General features: G+C 67.2%; 16 protein-coding genes. 11 read left to right on the forward strand and 5 right to left on the reverse strand.

Annotated features, from left to right (window positions below; translation table 11 throughout):
* The first annotated feature begins 33 nt into the window (after window positions 1–33).
* The 5 genes from DSM104440_RS10505 (at window position 34) to DSM104440_RS10525 (ending at window position 5,391) form a co-directional block, all read left to right on the forward strand.
* Complete coding sequence (locus DSM104440_RS10505) at window positions 34–597, forward strand: DUF3302 domain-containing protein (RefSeq protein ID WP_171162377.1); 564 nt, start codon at window positions 34–36, stop codon at window positions 595–597.
* Window positions 598–1,821, forward strand: coding sequence for an HlyD family secretion protein (locus tag DSM104440_RS10510; RefSeq protein ID WP_171162379.1), 1,224 nt, complete (start codon window positions 598–600; stop codon window positions 1,819–1,821).
* A gap of 5 nt (window positions 1,822–1,826) precedes the next feature.
* Window positions 1,827–3,197 (forward strand): efflux transporter outer membrane subunit, encoded by a 1,371-nt coding sequence (locus DSM104440_RS10515; protein WP_171162381.1) that lies wholly within the window; start codon window positions 1,827–1,829, stop codon window positions 3,195–3,197.
* Between the two features lie 77 nt (window positions 3,198–3,274).
* On the forward strand, window positions 3,275–4,258 hold the full coding sequence (cax, locus tag DSM104440_RS10520; protein WP_246212151.1) for a calcium/proton exchanger: 984 nt from the start codon (window positions 3,275–3,277) through the stop codon (window positions 4,256–4,258).
* Complete coding sequence (locus DSM104440_RS10525; RefSeq protein ID WP_171162383.1) at window positions 4,255–5,391, forward strand: trans-sulfuration enzyme family protein; 1,137 nt, start codon at window positions 4,255–4,257, stop codon at window positions 5,389–5,391. The genes cax and DSM104440_RS10525 overlap by 4 nt, the downstream gene beginning before the upstream one ends.
* Before the next feature lie 3 nt (window positions 5,392–5,394).
* On the opposite strand, the gene DSM104440_RS10530 is transcribed toward DSM104440_RS10525, so the two are convergent.
* Window positions 5,395–5,844, reverse strand: coding sequence for a cache domain-containing protein (locus DSM104440_RS10530; RefSeq protein WP_171162385.1), 450 nt, complete (start codon window positions 5,842–5,844; stop codon window positions 5,395–5,397).
* 44 nt (window positions 5,845–5,888) lie between these two features.
* Between DSM104440_RS10530 and DSM104440_RS10535 the strand changes: the two genes are divergently transcribed.
* From DSM104440_RS10535 to DSM104440_RS10555, 5 genes are read left to right on the forward strand one after another with little or no spacing between them, the layout of a single operon-like run.
* A complete protein-coding gene (locus DSM104440_RS10535) occupies window positions 5,889–6,782 on the forward strand; it encodes a DMT family transporter (RefSeq protein WP_171162387.1) in 894 nt (297 codons plus the stop codon).
* Between the two features lie 5 nt (window positions 6,783–6,787).
* Complete coding sequence (locus DSM104440_RS10540; protein ID WP_171162389.1) at window positions 6,788–7,744, forward strand: pseudouridine synthase; 957 nt, start codon at window positions 6,788–6,790, stop codon at window positions 7,742–7,744.
* Window position 7,745: 1 nt separating this feature from the next.
* The gene (locus tag DSM104440_RS10545; protein ID WP_171162391.1) at window positions 7,746–8,096 is read left to right on the forward strand and encodes a nucleotide pyrophosphohydrolase; all 351 of its coding nucleotides are present in this window, start codon (window positions 7,746–7,748) and stop codon (window positions 8,094–8,096) included.
* Window positions 8,097–9,257, forward strand: coding sequence for a N5-glutamine methyltransferase family protein (locus tag DSM104440_RS10550; RefSeq protein WP_171162393.1), 1,161 nt, complete (start codon window positions 8,097–8,099; stop codon window positions 9,255–9,257).
* A gap of 20 nt (window positions 9,258–9,277) precedes the next feature.
* A complete protein-coding gene (locus DSM104440_RS10555; RefSeq protein WP_171162395.1) occupies window positions 9,278–10,027 on the forward strand; it encodes a hypothetical protein in 750 nt (249 codons plus the stop codon).
* Here the strand turns inward: DSM104440_RS10555 and DSM104440_RS10560 are convergent, their stop codons facing one another.
* Window positions 10,028–11,080, reverse strand: a complete 1,053-nt coding sequence (locus DSM104440_RS10560; protein ID WP_171162397.1) for a serine hydrolase domain-containing protein — start codon at window positions 11,078–11,080, stop codon at window positions 10,028–10,030.
* A 91-nt stretch (window positions 11,081–11,171) separates the two neighbouring features.
* On the opposite strand from DSM104440_RS10560, the gene DSM104440_RS10565 reads away from it, so the two are divergent.
* A complete protein-coding gene (locus DSM104440_RS10565) occupies window positions 11,172–11,531 on the forward strand; it encodes a Crp/Fnr family transcriptional regulator (RefSeq protein WP_171162399.1) in 360 nt (119 codons plus the stop codon).
* A 5-nt stretch (window positions 11,532–11,536) separates the two neighbouring features.
* On the opposite strand, the gene DSM104440_RS10570 is transcribed toward DSM104440_RS10565, so the two are convergent.
* The 3 genes from DSM104440_RS10570 to puuE are packed head-to-tail and all read right to left on the reverse strand — an operon-like array spanning window position 11,537 to window position 13,613.
* A complete protein-coding gene (locus DSM104440_RS10570; protein ID WP_171162401.1) occupies window positions 11,537–12,181 on the reverse strand; it encodes a DsbA family oxidoreductase in 645 nt (214 codons plus the stop codon).
* Window positions 12,178–12,636: a 2-oxo-4-hydroxy-4-carboxy-5-ureidoimidazoline decarboxylase gene (gene uraD, locus DSM104440_RS10575; RefSeq protein WP_212758033.1), complete on the reverse strand. Its 459-nt coding sequence runs from the start codon at window positions 12,634–12,636 to the stop codon at window positions 12,178–12,180. The genes DSM104440_RS10570 and uraD overlap by 4 nt, the downstream gene beginning before the upstream one ends.
* Window positions 12,637–12,677: 41 nt before the next feature.
* A complete protein-coding gene (gene puuE / locus DSM104440_RS10580; RefSeq protein ID WP_171162405.1) occupies window positions 12,678–13,613 on the reverse strand; it encodes an allantoinase PuuE in 936 nt (311 codons plus the stop codon).
* Window positions 13,614–13,641 lie beyond the last annotated feature (28 nt).

Genomic DNA, 13,641 nt, shown 5'->3' on the forward strand with positions numbered 1-13,641 from the left:
GGCCTTTCACCTTTGGAGTTGTAAACTATGCCCATGCGACTCCACAGATCCTGCCCGGCCGCGCTTCGAGTCCTCTGCGCCGGCCTCCTCGTCCTGGGTGCCGCGCCGGCCCAGGCTTCCATCTTCCAGGGCGAAGCGCTCGACACTTTCGCCGATGTGCTGACCGTGATCGTGCTGATCGTGGTTCCGATCCTGGCGATCGTCGTGTTCTGGCTCGTGCACATCCTGCCCGAGCTCATCGCGGAAAAGCGCCACCACCCGCAGAAGGAAGCCATCACGACGCTGTGCCTGCTCTCGCTCGTGTTCGGCGGCCTGCTCTGGCCGCTTGCGTGGCTCTGGGCCTACACCAAACCCGTCGGCTATCGCGCCGCCTACGGCACCGACAAGCACGACGACTACTTCCACGACATGGCCGAGAAGCATCGCGAAGGCAAGCTCGTGCGCGAGGATCTCTACCACCTGCGCGAAGAGCTCGACGCGATGGAGGCGCGCGGCAACCTGCCGCCCAAGCTGCGCACGCTTCGGGAAGAACTGATCAAGCTGCGCGCCGAGGAAGCCACGCGCGCCGCCGCCGCCATCGAGAAGGGGCAAGGCTAAATGGAAGCCATTCTCCTCGGTATCTATTCGTTCTTCGTCTGGCTGATCTTCATCAAGAAGAAGTGGCTTCCCTGGACCACGCCCTGGAAGGTCACGGTCGTCATCATCCCGGTCGTCGGCCTGGCCTGCATGATCCTGCTGCTCAACGTCTTCGCGCCCTCCTCGGCCGATGTGCGCGTCTACAAGTACACGATTCCCATCGTCTCGCAGGTGCGCGGCCGCGTGATCGAAGTCCCGGTCGAGGAAGGCAACCGCCTGGTCAAGAAGGGCGAAGTGCTCTTCAAGGTCGATCCCACGCCCTACCAGCTCGACGTGAACACGCTGACCGCGCAGCTCGCGACCGCGCAGGCCTCGAACCGCGAGATCGAGGAATCCCTCAAGGGCGCCAGGGGCAAGGTCGCGGAAACGCGCGGCGTGATCACGCAGACGGCCAGCCGCACGCGCGAAGTGAGCGCGAAGCTGGAACTCGCCCGCAAGCGCGTCGCGCAGTATCGCGAGCTGCAGGCAAGCGGCGCCGGAAGCCGGTTCGAAGTCGAACGCGCCGAAACGGATTTGAAGGAATTGGAAGGCCAGTTGGATGCCGTGCGCAGCACCGAAGCGCAGGCCAAGGCCGCCGAGGCACAGGCCCTCGCGAGCGAGCAGCAGGTGATGCAGAAGCTCGGCGCGAAGGCCAACGGCGAGTTCGCGCAGGTTGCGCAGATCCGCGCGCAACTCGAGAACGCGAAGTGGCTCCTCGCGGAGACCACGACGGTCTCGCCGTGCGATTGCTACGTGGTGAACCTCCAGCTGCGCAAGGGCTTCTTCGTCGCGGGCCTGCCGCTCAATCCGGTGATGACGCTGGTCGAAGCGGAGGGCCAGGTGATCGCCTTCTATTCGCAGAACGAGCTCCACCAGGTCGCCCCGGGAAATGAAGTGGAGTTCACGCTCAACACGCAGCCCGGCAAGGTCGTCAAGGGCTCGGTCGACTCGGTCATCTGGGCGCAGGGCGCGGGCCAGCTGCAGGCGAGCGGAAGCATCCCGATGGCGGGAATGCTCGCGCAGCCGCCGGGCCGCTACGCGGTCAAGTTCAACATCGCCGAGAAGGACCGCGCGATGTTCATGGCCGCGGGCGCGGCCGGCGCGGCCGCGATCTACACGGACCATCTCCACATGCTCCACATCATCCGCAAGGTGATGCTCCGCGTGGGCTCCTACGTGAACTACCTCGTCCTCAAGCTGCATTGAGCCCGATGCGCGCGTTTCGTCCCTTCCTCGCGGCCACGCTGGCCGCGGCCGTTGCCGGTTGCGCGCTGGCGCCGCCCCCCGATCGCGAGGAGCTCGCCCTGGCCTCGCCCAACCGGCAGGTCCCCCCGCAGTGGATCGCGCCGGGCGGAACGCCGGCCGTCGTCACCGAACGCTGGCTCGCGACCTTCAACGACGCAGCCCTCGATGCCCTCGTGGCCGAGGCCATCGCGTACAACCCGGACCTGATGGTCGCGGCCTCGCGCATCGAGCAGGCCGCGGCGTACCAGCGCCTCGCGAGCGGGACGCTCTGGCCGCAGGTGAACGCGGTCGCGCGCGGCGGCGGGCAGATGGGCGGCGATGCGAGCGGCCTGCAGGGCGGCGGCATTTTCGCGAACTGGGAGCTCGACCTCTGGGGCCGCGTTCGTGCCGGTTCCGCCGCGGCCGAGCACCAATACGTTTCCACCATGCTCGACACCGCCTTCGCCCAGCAGTCCATCGCGGCGCAAGTTGCCAAGGGCTGGTTCCTCGCGACGGAAGCCAGGATGCTGAAGGAGCTCGCGGAGGAGACCGTGCAGGCCTCGACCCGCATAACGTTCCTCTCGGAGGAGCGCATGCGTGTCGGCGTCGGCGATGAATATGATTTGCGCCTCGCGCAGGCCAACCTCCAGACCTACCGCGACGCGGTACAGAACCTGGACAACGCGTACCAGCAGGCGGTGCGGTCGCTCGAAATCCTGGTGGGACGCTATCCGGCCGCCATTCTCAGCGTCCCCTCCACGCTTTCGACGCCACTCGCGGTCGTTCCGGTCGGGATGCCCTCCGAGCTACTGGAGCGCCGCCCCGACGTGATCGCCGCCGATCGCCGCGTGGCCGCCGCGTTCTACCGCACGCAGGAAGCCAAGGCCGCTCGCCTGCCGCGAATCTCCCTCACCGCGACATTGACGTCCGTCTCCAGCGAGCTCTTCGTGCTCAAGGAGCGGGACAACCCGGTCTGGAGCGCAGGCGCTTCGATCGTGGCCCCGTTGTTCCTCGGCGGCCAGTTGCAATCCCAGGTCGAGATCCGAACCGCCGAGCAGCAACAGGCGCTCGCGGAATATGCGCGCATCGGCTCGCGCGCCTTCGCCGAAGTCGAGAACGCGCTGTCGGCGAGCTTCGCGCTCGATGCGCGCGAGGCGATACTGCGGCAGGCCGTCATCGAATACGAACGTACCGTAGTGCTTGCGAACGACCGCTATCGCGTGGGCTCCGCGGACCTGCGCGCCGTGATGCAGCAGAACCTCGCGCTCTATGCCGCGCAGGCATCGCTTCTGCGCGTGCGCAGCGAACGGCTCGTGCAACGGGTGAATCTCCACCTCGCTCTCGGTGGCGCGTTCTGAAGCCTTCGGTCAACTGGCTCTTCGCTTTCATTCCCATCACGCTCGGGCTCGAACACGCCGGCGCGCCCGCACCCTGGATCTTCTTCTCCGCCGCGATCGCCATCGTGCCGATCGCCCGCCTCATCGTTCAGTCGACGGAACACCTCGCGACCTACACGGGCGATGCGATCGGGGGCCTGCTCAACGCGACGTTCGGCAACGCGCCTGAGCTGATCATCGCGCTGGTGGCACTCAAGGCAGGGCTGGTCGAGATGGTCCGCGCCTCGATCGCCGGTGCGATTCTCGCCAACCTCCTGCTGGCCTTGGGGGTTGCCTTCTTCCTTGGCGGGCTTCGCTTCCACACGCAGACCTACCAGGTCGGCGCTTCACGCATGTACAGCTCGATGATGCTCATCGCCGCGGTGAGCCTCATGATGCCCAGCGCCTTCAGCCGCTTCTTCGCACCCAATGAAACGCTGCGTGAGGAAGCGATGCTCAACATCGGCCTCGCGGTCGTGCTGCTCGCCGCCTACGTGCTCTACCTCGTGTTCATGCTCAAGACCCACCCGGAGGAATTCAAGAGCGATTCGGGTGGCCACGATCACGAAGGCCCGCGCTGGAGCAAGCAGCGCGCGATCGGCGGCCTGGTGCTCGCCTCGCTGCTCGCCGCATGGATGAGCGAAATCCTCGTCGGCGCGGCCGAAGGGACGGGCAAGGCGCTGGGGATGTCGCAAGTCTTCATCGGCATCGTGTTCCTCGCGATTGTTGGCGGTGCCGCGGAATCGGGTTCGGCGATCGCGATGGCGACCAAGAACAAGCTGGACCTCACGGTGGGCATCGCGCTCGGAAGCTGCATCCAGATCGCGCTCTTCATCGCGCCGGTGCTGGTGATCGCGAGCTACTTCATCGGGCCCCAGCCCCTCGAGCTTTCGTTCAGCCGCGCGGAGACGGGATCGCTCTTCATGGCGGTGCTGATCGGCGCGTTCATCGCCGCCGACGGCAAGTCGAACTGGTTCAAGGGCGTGCAGCTGATCGCGGTCTATCTCGTGATCGCCCTGATGTTCTATTTCATGCCGGTGTGACCAAGCCCCTGCATCCCGAAACGCTTGCCGCGCAGGGCCCGGGACGTGTCTCGGAGCCCTACAAGGACATCGTTCCGCCGATCCACGCCTCGACCACGTACGAGCGCGGTGCCGCGGGCGACTATCCCGGCGGCCGCGTGTACTCGCGCGCGGACAATCCCAGCTACGACACGGCCGAGGCGTTGCTCGCGCAACTGGAGAACGCGCACGCCGCGCTGCTCTTCGCGTCCGGCCAGGCCGCGGCGGCCACCGTCTTCCAGGCGCTCGCACCCGGCGACGTGGCGCTGGTGCCGCGCAACATGTACTGGGCGTTTCGCAACTGGCTGTTGCGTGCCGCCGCACCCTGGGGACTGAAGGTCGAGTTCTACGAGAACGCCGCGATCGACGACCTCGCCTCGAAGGCGCGCGCGCTCAAGCCGCGGCTCATCTGGATCGAGACCCCCGCGAACCCGACCTGGGACATCACCGACATCGCCGCCGCGGCCACGATCGCGCGTGAGGTGGGCGCCGTGCTCGCCGTCGATTCCACCGTGGCGACACCCCTGCTCACGCGCCCGCTCGAGCTCGGCGCGCATCTGGTCATGCATTCGGCGACGAAATACCTGAACGGTCACTCGGACGTGATCGCGGGCGCGCTCGCCACCGCGGCCGACGACGAACTCTGGCAGCGCATCAAGTACCTGCGCAGTGGCAGCGGCGCGGTGCTCGGTCCGTTCGAAGCATGGCTTCTCTTGCGCGGCATGCGCACGTTGCATCTTCGTGTTGCCGCCGCGTGTGCGAACGCGCTTGCCATTGCGCGGCGCTTCGAAGGGCACGCGCGGCTCTCGCACGTGCTCTACCCGGGGCTCGCCTCCCACCCGCAGCACGCGGTCGCCGCGCGGCAGATGCACGGCGGCTTTGGCGGAATGCTCTCGCTTCGCGTGAAGGACGGCGAAGAAGCCTCCAAGGCGTTCACCGCCCGCCTGAAGGTGTTCAAGCGCGCGACGTCGCTGGGATCGGTGGAAAGCCTCGCCGAGCATCGCGCGAGCGTCGAGGGCCCCGGCACGCTCTGCCCCGCCGACCTCGTGCGGCTATCGGTCGGCGTCGAGCACCTCGACGACCTGCTCGCGGACATCGAGCAAGCCCTGGGCTGATCGTTACTTGTAGTAGCCCACTCCGCAGACCTGGTCGCCCACCCGGGTGACGTACGTGACCTTCTTCACCGGCTCGGCCTGCCCCGGCTTGGGCCACATGTACGAGACCTCGCTGATCTTGCCTTCCTTGGCCACCTTGAAGATCTCCTGGCCGAAGGCCTTGCCCTTCTTGTCGGTCAGCACCTTGAGGTCCTTGCCCTTGTGCGTCGGATGCGCGGTCGTGTTGCCGTCGAGGTCGGCGCAGAAGGGATAGAGGTCCCGGTCCTTGAAGCCGGCCTCGCCCTTGTTGAACTTGTCGAGGGCCGCGGCCTTGTCCTTCTTCACTTCGGCGACGGCCTTCTTGAGCATGGCGCGGGCTTCCTTGGCGCTGCCGAACTCGGAGGCGGCGAAGGCGCAAGGCGAGGCCAGGAGGCTCACGAGGATCGCGGACCGGATCAATGTCGAAGCGTGCATGGGGTTCTCCTTGGTTGGGGTCGCTGATGCCGTATTGTGAACGCATGGACGACCATCCGCTGCGGCGGGCCCTTCCGCTGATCCTGCTCTCGGGCCTGTGCTTCAGCACCCTCGACGCGACCGCCAAGTACCTGGTCCGCGATCACACCCTGCTCCTCGTCGTGTGGGCACGCTACGTGGGCCAGATGCTGATCGTCACGCCGATCTCGTGGCATCGCGCGGGGCCGTCGTTCTGGCGGACGAACCACCTGCGCATGCAGCTCGCGCGCTCGCTGTGCCTCGTGGTGGCGACACTCTCGTTCTTCGGCGCGCTGCGCTACGTGCCGCTCGCGGAAGGATCGGCGATCACCTTCCTGGCACCCATGTTCGCGATCGCGCTGTCGGGTCCGATCCTCGGAGAAAAGCCGACGCGCGCCCGCTGGATCGCGGTGGTCGGCGGCTTCGTCGGGATCCTCATCCTCGTGCGGCCGGGCTCCGCGGTGTTCCATCCAGCCACCGGGTTTCTCGTGCTGGCCGCGATCGCGAACGCGGTCTACCAGCTCCTCACGCGCCGGCTGCCCAACGACTCGCAGGCCACCACGCTCTTCTACTCGGGCCTCATGGGCACGCTCGTGCTGACCGTGCTGCTGCCGGTGACGGGCACCACGCCGACGGCCTTCACCGTTCGCGATGGCATCTTCCTCGTGATGCTGGGCGCGTTCGCGGGCCTGGGCCACTGGGCGCTCACCTCGGCGTTCCTTCGCGCCCCGGCCTCGATGATCGCGCCCTTTACGTACATGCAAATGGTCTGGGCGACGCTCTATGGTTTTCTCGTCTTCGACCAGCTCCCGGACGCGCTTTCGGCCCTCGGCATGGCCGTGATCGTGGCGAGCGGCGTGCTTTTGCTGCTGCACGAGCGGCGCCTGACCGGTACGATGAGCAAAGACGCATCCCGCTAGAAGCCATGTCTCGCCCTACTCTCAAGCTCCCGAAGAAACCCCCCAAGCCCGCGCCGACACCGGCCAAGCGCAAACCCACGGGCCCGCCCCGACCGCGTGGACCCAAGCCGGAGGCGAATCCCGCTGCGAAGCCGGCGTCCCGGCCCCCGAGGCCGCGTGTGGATCGCGGGCCGCGCGTCGATCGCGCGCCGGCGAAACCGGCAACTCAGCCCGCACCCGTGAAAGTGGCGTCGAGCGACGATCCGCGCCTTTCGAAGCGCATGGGCGAGCTGGGCCTGTGCTCGCGCCGCGAAGCCGACGAATGGATCGAGAACGGCTGGGTGAAGGTCGATGGCGTGGTCGCCACCCTCGGCCTGCGCGTGAAGCCCGATGCGAAGATCGAAGTCGATCCGACTGCCTCGCGCCACCAGAGCGAGCAGGTGACGATCATCCTCAACAAGCCCATGGGCTACGTCTCCGGCCAGCCCGAGGACGGCCACCAGCCCGCGATGGTCCTGATCAAGCCCGAGAATCGCTGGGCCGAGGATCCGTCCACCACCAAGTTCCAGCACACGCACCTGCGCGGGCTCGCTCCCGCCGGGCGCCTCGACATCGATTCCACCGGCCTCATCGTCTTCACGCAGGACGGCCGCGTGGCCAAGCGCCTCATCGGCCAGGACTCCGAGGTCGAGAAGGAATACCTCGTGCGCGTCGAAGGCACGCTCGATGAAGCGGGCATGAACAAGCTGCGCCACGGCTTGGAGCTCGATGGGGTGAAGCTGAAGCCTGCGCAGGTGTCGTGGGCCAATGAAGACCAGCTGCGCTTCGCGTTGCGCGAAGGCCGCAAGCGCCAGATCCGCCGCATGTGCGAGATGGTCGGGCTCGTCGTCACGGCATTGAAGCGCGTGCGCACCGGCGCCGTGCCGCTCGGGAAGCTCCCGGTCGGGCAATGGCGCTACCTTCGGCGGGGAGAAAAGTTCTGAGATGAGCAAGGATCTCGACGGCCTTCGCGACCAGGTGCGCGCGTTCGCACGGGCCCGCGACTGGGAGCAGTTCCACTCACCCAAGAATCTCGCGATGGCGCTCTCCGCGGAATCCGGCGAGCTCCTTGAAGTCTTCCAGTGGCTCACCGAGGCCGAGAGCCGCGCGTTGACGCCGCAAGCGCGCAACGCCGCGGCCGAGGAAATCGCCGACGTGCTCATCTACCTCGTGCGCATCGCCGACCAACTTGGCATCGATCCGATTGCCGCCGCCCGCGAGAAGATGGTGTTGAACGAAAAGAAGTATCCCGCGGACAAAGCGCGCGGAACCAACAAGAAGTACACCGAGTTGTAGATGCAGCCGCCACCCGTCATCCGCTGGACTGAAGGCGGCGAGGCCCGCTCGGCGCGCTGGCGCTCCGAACGCGGCGCCCCTCCCCCCACGAAGGTCATGGTCGTCGACGACACCATCACTGCTGACGAAGCCCAGGGCCTCGCGGGCCAGGGTGTGGCACTGCTCTGGCGCGGAGACTTCCACAACGCGCGGCAGATGCTCACCGCGATCGCGCACCGCCTCGACCGCGCGCCGCGCAAGGGCAAGAAGGTCGCGGCACCTTCATCGCGGATGGATGCCTTCAACGCAGAGCGCCAGGCGCGCGCGCAACGCGCGCGAACGCTGGGCATGCTCCTCGTACCGCTCGAGGCCGACTACACGACCCCGCTTCGCCGCGCACCCGACTATCGCGAAGCTTTCCTTGAAGCCTATGGGCCGGGCGACGAGCCCTCCGTCGTTTCGTTGCGGGAGCTGCAGGGCGTGGTCGGCGCGCACGAATGGCGCCGCAAGGGCGTGGACGTGAAGGCACTCGGCGCGAAGATCCATCCGCACTACGGCGTGTTCGCGCCGGTCCGCAGCGAGTACGTCGACCTGGCGATGAAAGCCCCGTTGCCCGCGGCCCTCGCGAACAACTCGCTCGCCTTCGACATCGGCACGGGAACGGGCGTGCTTGCCGCAGTGCTCGCGCGCCGCGGCGTCGCGCGCGTCATCGCCACCGACCTCGATCCGCGAGCGCTCGCCTGTGCGCGCGAGAACATCGAACGCCTTGGATTGTCGGCGACGGTCGAAGTCGTGCTCGCGAACCTCTTTCCGGAAGGGCGCGCTCCGCTCGTCGTGTGCAACCCGCCCTGGGTGCCCGCGCGCCCGAGCTCGCCGCTCGAGCACGGGATCTACGACTTCGAGAGCCGCATGCTCAAGGGCTTCCTCCAGGGACTGGCCGCGCACCTTTCGCCCGGCGGCGAAGGCTGGCTCATCCTCTCGGACCTCGCGGTGCACCTGGGCCTGCGATCGCACGACGAGATGCTCGCGTCGATCGCGGCCGCCGGGCTCGTCGTCGTGGGCCATCTCGATGCGAAGCCCACGCATCCGCGCTCGTCGGACGTCGCCGATCCGTTGTACGGCGCGCGCAAGGCGGAAGTCACGTCGCTCTGGCGGCTTGCCGCGGGTGCAATTGTGCCCTGACTCGGATAGGCTTTCGCGCCATGAACCCGATACCGCGCATCGCCTTCGCACTCGCCGCCTGCTTCCTGCTGAGCTCATGCTCCGATCCTCGCAGCACGCGCCTTCCCCTGGATGTTGCCGACATCCCGAAGCTCCAGCCGCAGCTCGACAAGCTGTCCGCGGAAGAGCGCGATCTCGTCCTCGCGTATCTCAAGCGAAGCAAGGGCGACGTGCTGCCGCCGAAGTTCGCGGACCCCGATGCGCCGCTCACCGCGCGCACGTTCAAGGAAGCGATCAAGCTGCAGCGCGAATGGAACGTGAAGTTCGCCGCACAGGAAGAGCGGGCCGAGGCGCGTCGCGATGCGGCCGACGCGAAACTAGAGCCGTTGCGCAAGACGGTCTCGATCACCGTGCTGAGGCGCGAGATCATGACGGCAGACGAGGCGATGGGCCGCGAGCCCCAGCAAGGCGTCCCCCTCAACACACGCAAGACGCTGGTCGTGACCTATCGCTTGCAGAATCACGTCGCGGACACGGTGACGCGCCTGCAAGGGAGCGTGAGTATCCGCACCGAGTCGGATCCCGATTCCCTCATGGGCATTGCGAGCTGCTGGATCGATCGCCACGACCCGATCCCGGGCAGCCAGTCGGTGGAGGTGCGCTGCGGGGGCAAGGGCGCCGTGAGCGACGCGACGCAGGCCTTCATCGACTTGCCTGAGAGCTCGCTGATCGTGCGATGGGAGCCCAAGCTCATCGAGCTTTCGAGCGGGAAGACGCTGCGCGCCGAGTGATCAGCCCGCGAGGGCGCGACTCACGAGCTGCACGAAGCCCGCCGAGTGCGCGCCGTCAAGCCAGCGCACCACGACCACCGCTTCGCGCTCAGGCTCGATCCACACCGTGTGCCCACCCGCTCCGAACATGAACCCGCTCGCGCGCGACGCATCCGCGAACATGCGTCCGTCGACGTTGAGCCAGGTGAGGAAGCCGTAGAACCGCGCCGTCTCGCACGGGGTACGCATGCGCTTCACCCACTCGCGCGGAATGATCTCCCGGCCCTGATGCACGCCGCCGTCGAGCAATAGCTGGCCGATGCGCGCCTGGTCGCGCGCGCTGATCGACACCCCGCCGCCCCAGTGCGTGCCGCCCGGAACGGATTGCATCCGGCGGCCGTCGATCTCCACCCAGGAATCCTCGTAGCCTTCCCAGCGGAAATCCGTGCCACCGCCGAGCGGCCGCAGCACGTTCTCGAGGAAGACTTCCGGCAACGGCTGCCTGAACAAATGCAGCAGCGCGAGCGAGAGCTGGTTGATGCGGACATCGTTGTATTCCCAGTAGGTCCCGGGCGCGCGCAGCGCGCGCCGCTCGCCCTTCTTGCCCTCGGGCGGCTTGGGATCGTGCGAGACGCGGCGGAAGTGTTCGACCTGGTCGGGCATGCCGAAGCACTCGCCCTGCCATTCGCTGGTCTGGGTGAGCAGGTGTTCCCAGGTGATCGCGCGGTTGTGGTCGGAATCGAAACCGATACCGGGTAGTCGGTCGCTTACGCGCTCGCCCACGACCAGCAATCCGCGCGCCTGCGCCATGCCCGCGAGCAGCGCGAGGTAGGTCTTCGCGACACTGTAGGTCTGGTCGGCGCGATCGGGTTCGCCCCAGGAGAACACTTCCGCGCCGCGAACCCGGATGACCCCGGATACGCCGCCGCGAACATGCACCGGGCCGCGCAGGCGATTGAACGGGGGCGGGTCGCCGTGATGGACGCCCCAACGTGAAGGATCGGCCGCGGGATCGCGCGGCCAGGGGATTTCGTGTGCCGATGCGAACGCCGCGGCTTCGTCGAAATTGCTCATGCGGGGGTCATGGGGAAATGGCGGATTTGAGCCAAAGGGCGGGGATGGTTATGCTGCGTCCATAACGAAGTCCAACGAGGAGAGGCGGCACATGGGCGTCAAGCTCGATTTATTCCACGACGAGACCGGTGGAGACACCTTCCCGGCGGGGCACGTCGTCTTCCAGGAAGCCGACATGGGATCCGAAATGTACGTCGTGCTCGAAGGCGAGATCGAGCTGTCGATCAATGGCAACGTCGTCGAGACCCTCGGGCCCGGCGAGCCGTTTGGCGAGATGGCGCTGATCGACCAGGAGCCGCGGGTGGCGACCGCGATCGCCAAGACGCCCTGCCGGCTCCTGGCCATTCCCGAGAAGCGCTTCCTCTTCCTGGTCTCGGCGATGCCGCACTTCTCGCTGCAGATCATGAAGGTCATGGCCGATCGCCTGCGGAAGATGAATAGCCGCACCTGAGCGTCTCACGCGACGGCAGCGGCAATCTGCCGAAGCGCCTGCTCATAGGCCTCCGGCGGCTGGGCCCCTTCGATCGCGTGCCTGTCGTTCACGACGACCAGCGGCACGCCGCCCACGCCCGCTTGTTGCCAGAAGCGTTCCCGATCGCGGACCTCGGAGGCGAACTCGTCGCCTTCCAGGATCGCCTTTGCCCGGGCCGCATCGAGTCCGACCGCGCCAGCGAGCTCCATGAGAACGTCTTTCGCGCCCGGATTGCGGCCCTCGCCGTGATAGGCGCGAAGCAGCGCTCGCTTGAGTTCGGGCGCGCGACCCTCGAGCCCGGCCCAGTACAGCAGCCGGTGCGCATTGAAGGTGTTCCACACGTGGGTGCGAGGCGCGAACGCGAAACCCACCGCCGCACCGTGCTCGCGGATCCGGGCCTGGACCTGGGCCACTTGCTCCGGCGTGCGGCCGTACTTGCGCGCAAGGTACGTCGCGACTTCGGCACCCTCCTCGCCCATGTCCGGATTCAGCTCGAAAGGTTCGAAGCGCAACGTCGTTTCGATGTCTGCGTCGATGCGCGCAAGGGCTTTGTCGAGCGAGGCAAGACCGATCGCGCACCAGGGGCACGCGATATCGGAGACGAAGGCGATGTCGAGGCGAGGTTTCATGACGCAAGCGCCTCCAGGCGGAAGCGCGCGATGCGCCCAATTTGCTCCAGCGCCGTCGCAACTTCCGCTTCGCGCGTGTTGGGAAGCCGCGCTTCCATGCGTTCGATGATTCCCGACCAGCCCAGCCCCTTCACCGCGACGATGAAGGGAAAGCCGAACTTCTCGCGGTAGCGGTCGTTCAGCGCCTGCATGCGCGCGCGCTCTTCCGCAGACACGCGATCGAGCCCCGAGCCCGCCTGCTCCGCGCGTGAATGCTCCGTCAATTGCGCCGCCGCGAGCCGCCCGGCCAATTCCGGATGCGCGCGGATCAGCGCCATCTGTTCGTCCGCGGTCGCCGCGAGCATCGAGCCCTGCATGGCCGCGTGCAATGCTTCGAGCGAAGCGAAGGGCCGAGCCTCGAAGGAACGCTCCGCAACCCACGGCGAGTGCTCGTAGATGGCGGCCAGGCGGGCCACGAACGCCTCGCGCGGCAACCCATTCAGAGCCTCGACGACACTCACGCCTTCGGCACCCAGGGATGGCGCGCGATCCAATGGCGCGCGATGTCGATGCGCCGGCAGATCCACACGCGCTCGTGCTTCTGCACGTGGTCGAGAAAGCGAGCCAGCGAGGCGAGGCGCGCGGGCCGCCCCGCAAGGCGGCAATGCAGGCCGATCGAGAGCATCTTCGGCGCGGTCTCGCCTTCAGCGTAGAGCACATCGAACGCATCGCGCAGGTAGGTGAAGAACTGCTCGCCCGTGTTGAAGCCCTGCGGCGTGGCGAATCGCATGTCGTTGGTGTCGAGCGTGTACGGGACGATGAGCTGCGGCTTGCCCGCGGCCATCTCCCAGTACGGAAGGTCGTCGGCGTACGAATCCGCGTCATAGAGGAAACCGCCGTACTCGGCCACGAGGCGCCGCGTGTTCTCGCTCGTGCGGCCCGTGTACCAGCCCAGCGGACGCTCGCCCGTGACTTCGCGGATCACCTCGACCGCGCGCGCGATGTGCTCGCGTTCCTCCGCTTCCGGCATGCCGTGGTAGTTGATCCAGCGCCAGCCGTGCGAGGCGATCTCGTGCCCGTCCTCGGCGAATGCACGCGCCACCTCGCGATGCCGCTCCAGTGCCATCGCGACCGCGAACACGGTGAGCGGGAGTTTCCGCTCCCGGAAAAGACGCAGCAGGCGCCAGACGCCCGCGCGGCTGCCGTATTCGTAGAGCGACTCCATGTTCATGTGGCGCGCGCCGACGAAGGGCTGCGCGCCGACGATCTCGGAGAGGAACACCTCGGAGGCGGCATCGCCGTGCAGCACCGAGTTCTCCGCGCCTTCCTCGTAATTGAGGACGAACTGCAGCGCGATGCGCGCGCCGCCGGGCCAATCCGCCCGGGGCGGGTTGGCGCCGTAGCCGATCAGGTCCCGTGGGTATGTCGATGCGTCGTCGTTGATCCGTGGCATGCAACCTGCTCCGTGCGATATCCTCGCC

Origin of the sequence: Usitatibacter palustris, assembly GCF_013003985.1 — a bacterium.
Lineage (GTDB): Bacteria > Pseudomonadota > Gammaproteobacteria > Burkholderiales > Usitatibacteraceae > Usitatibacter > Usitatibacter palustris.

Bases quoted from the DNA above. Each gene is read 5' to 3' on its own strand.
- DSM104440_RS10505 (WP_171162377.1), top strand. From the start codon at position 34: ATGCGACTCCACAGATCCTGCCCGGCCGCGCTTCGAGTCCTCTGCGCC.
- DSM104440_RS10510 (WP_171162379.1), top strand. From the start codon at position 598: ATGGAAGCCATTCTCCTCGGTATCTATTCGTTCTTCGTCTGGCTGATC.
- DSM104440_RS10515 (WP_171162381.1), top strand. From the start codon at position 1,827: ATGCGCGCGTTTCGTCCCTTCCTCGCGGCCACGCTGGCCGCGGCCGTT.
- DSM104440_RS10530 (WP_171162385.1), bottom strand. From the start codon at position 5,844: ATGCACGCTTCGACATTGATCCGGTCCGCGATCCTCGTGAGCCTCCTG.
- DSM104440_RS10535 (WP_171162387.1), top strand. From the start codon at position 5,889: ATGGACGACCATCCGCTGCGGCGGGCCCTTCCGCTGATCCTGCTCTCG.
- DSM104440_RS10540 (WP_171162389.1), top strand. From the start codon at position 6,788: ATGTCTCGCCCTACTCTCAAGCTCCCGAAGAAACCCCCCAAGCCCGCG.
- DSM104440_RS10545 (WP_171162391.1), top strand. From the start codon at position 7,746: ATGAGCAAGGATCTCGACGGCCTTCGCGACCAGGTGCGCGCGTTCGCA.
- DSM104440_RS10550 (WP_171162393.1), top strand. From the start codon at position 8,097: ATGCAGCCGCCACCCGTCATCCGCTGGACTGAAGGCGGCGAGGCCCGC.
- DSM104440_RS10555 (WP_171162395.1), top strand. From the start codon at position 9,278: ATGAACCCGATACCGCGCATCGCCTTCGCACTCGCCGCCTGCTTCCTG.
- DSM104440_RS10560 (WP_171162397.1), bottom strand. From the start codon at position 11,080: ATGAGCAATTTCGACGAAGCCGCGGCGTTCGCATCGGCACACGAAATC.
- DSM104440_RS10565 (WP_171162399.1), top strand. From the start codon at position 11,172: ATGGGCGTCAAGCTCGATTTATTCCACGACGAGACCGGTGGAGACACC.
- DSM104440_RS10570 (WP_171162401.1), bottom strand. From the start codon at position 12,181: ATGAAACCTCGCCTCGACATCGCCTTCGTCTCCGATATCGCGTGCCCC.
- puuE (WP_171162405.1), bottom strand. From the start codon at position 13,613: ATGCCACGGATCAACGACGACGCATCGACATACCCACGGGACCTGATC.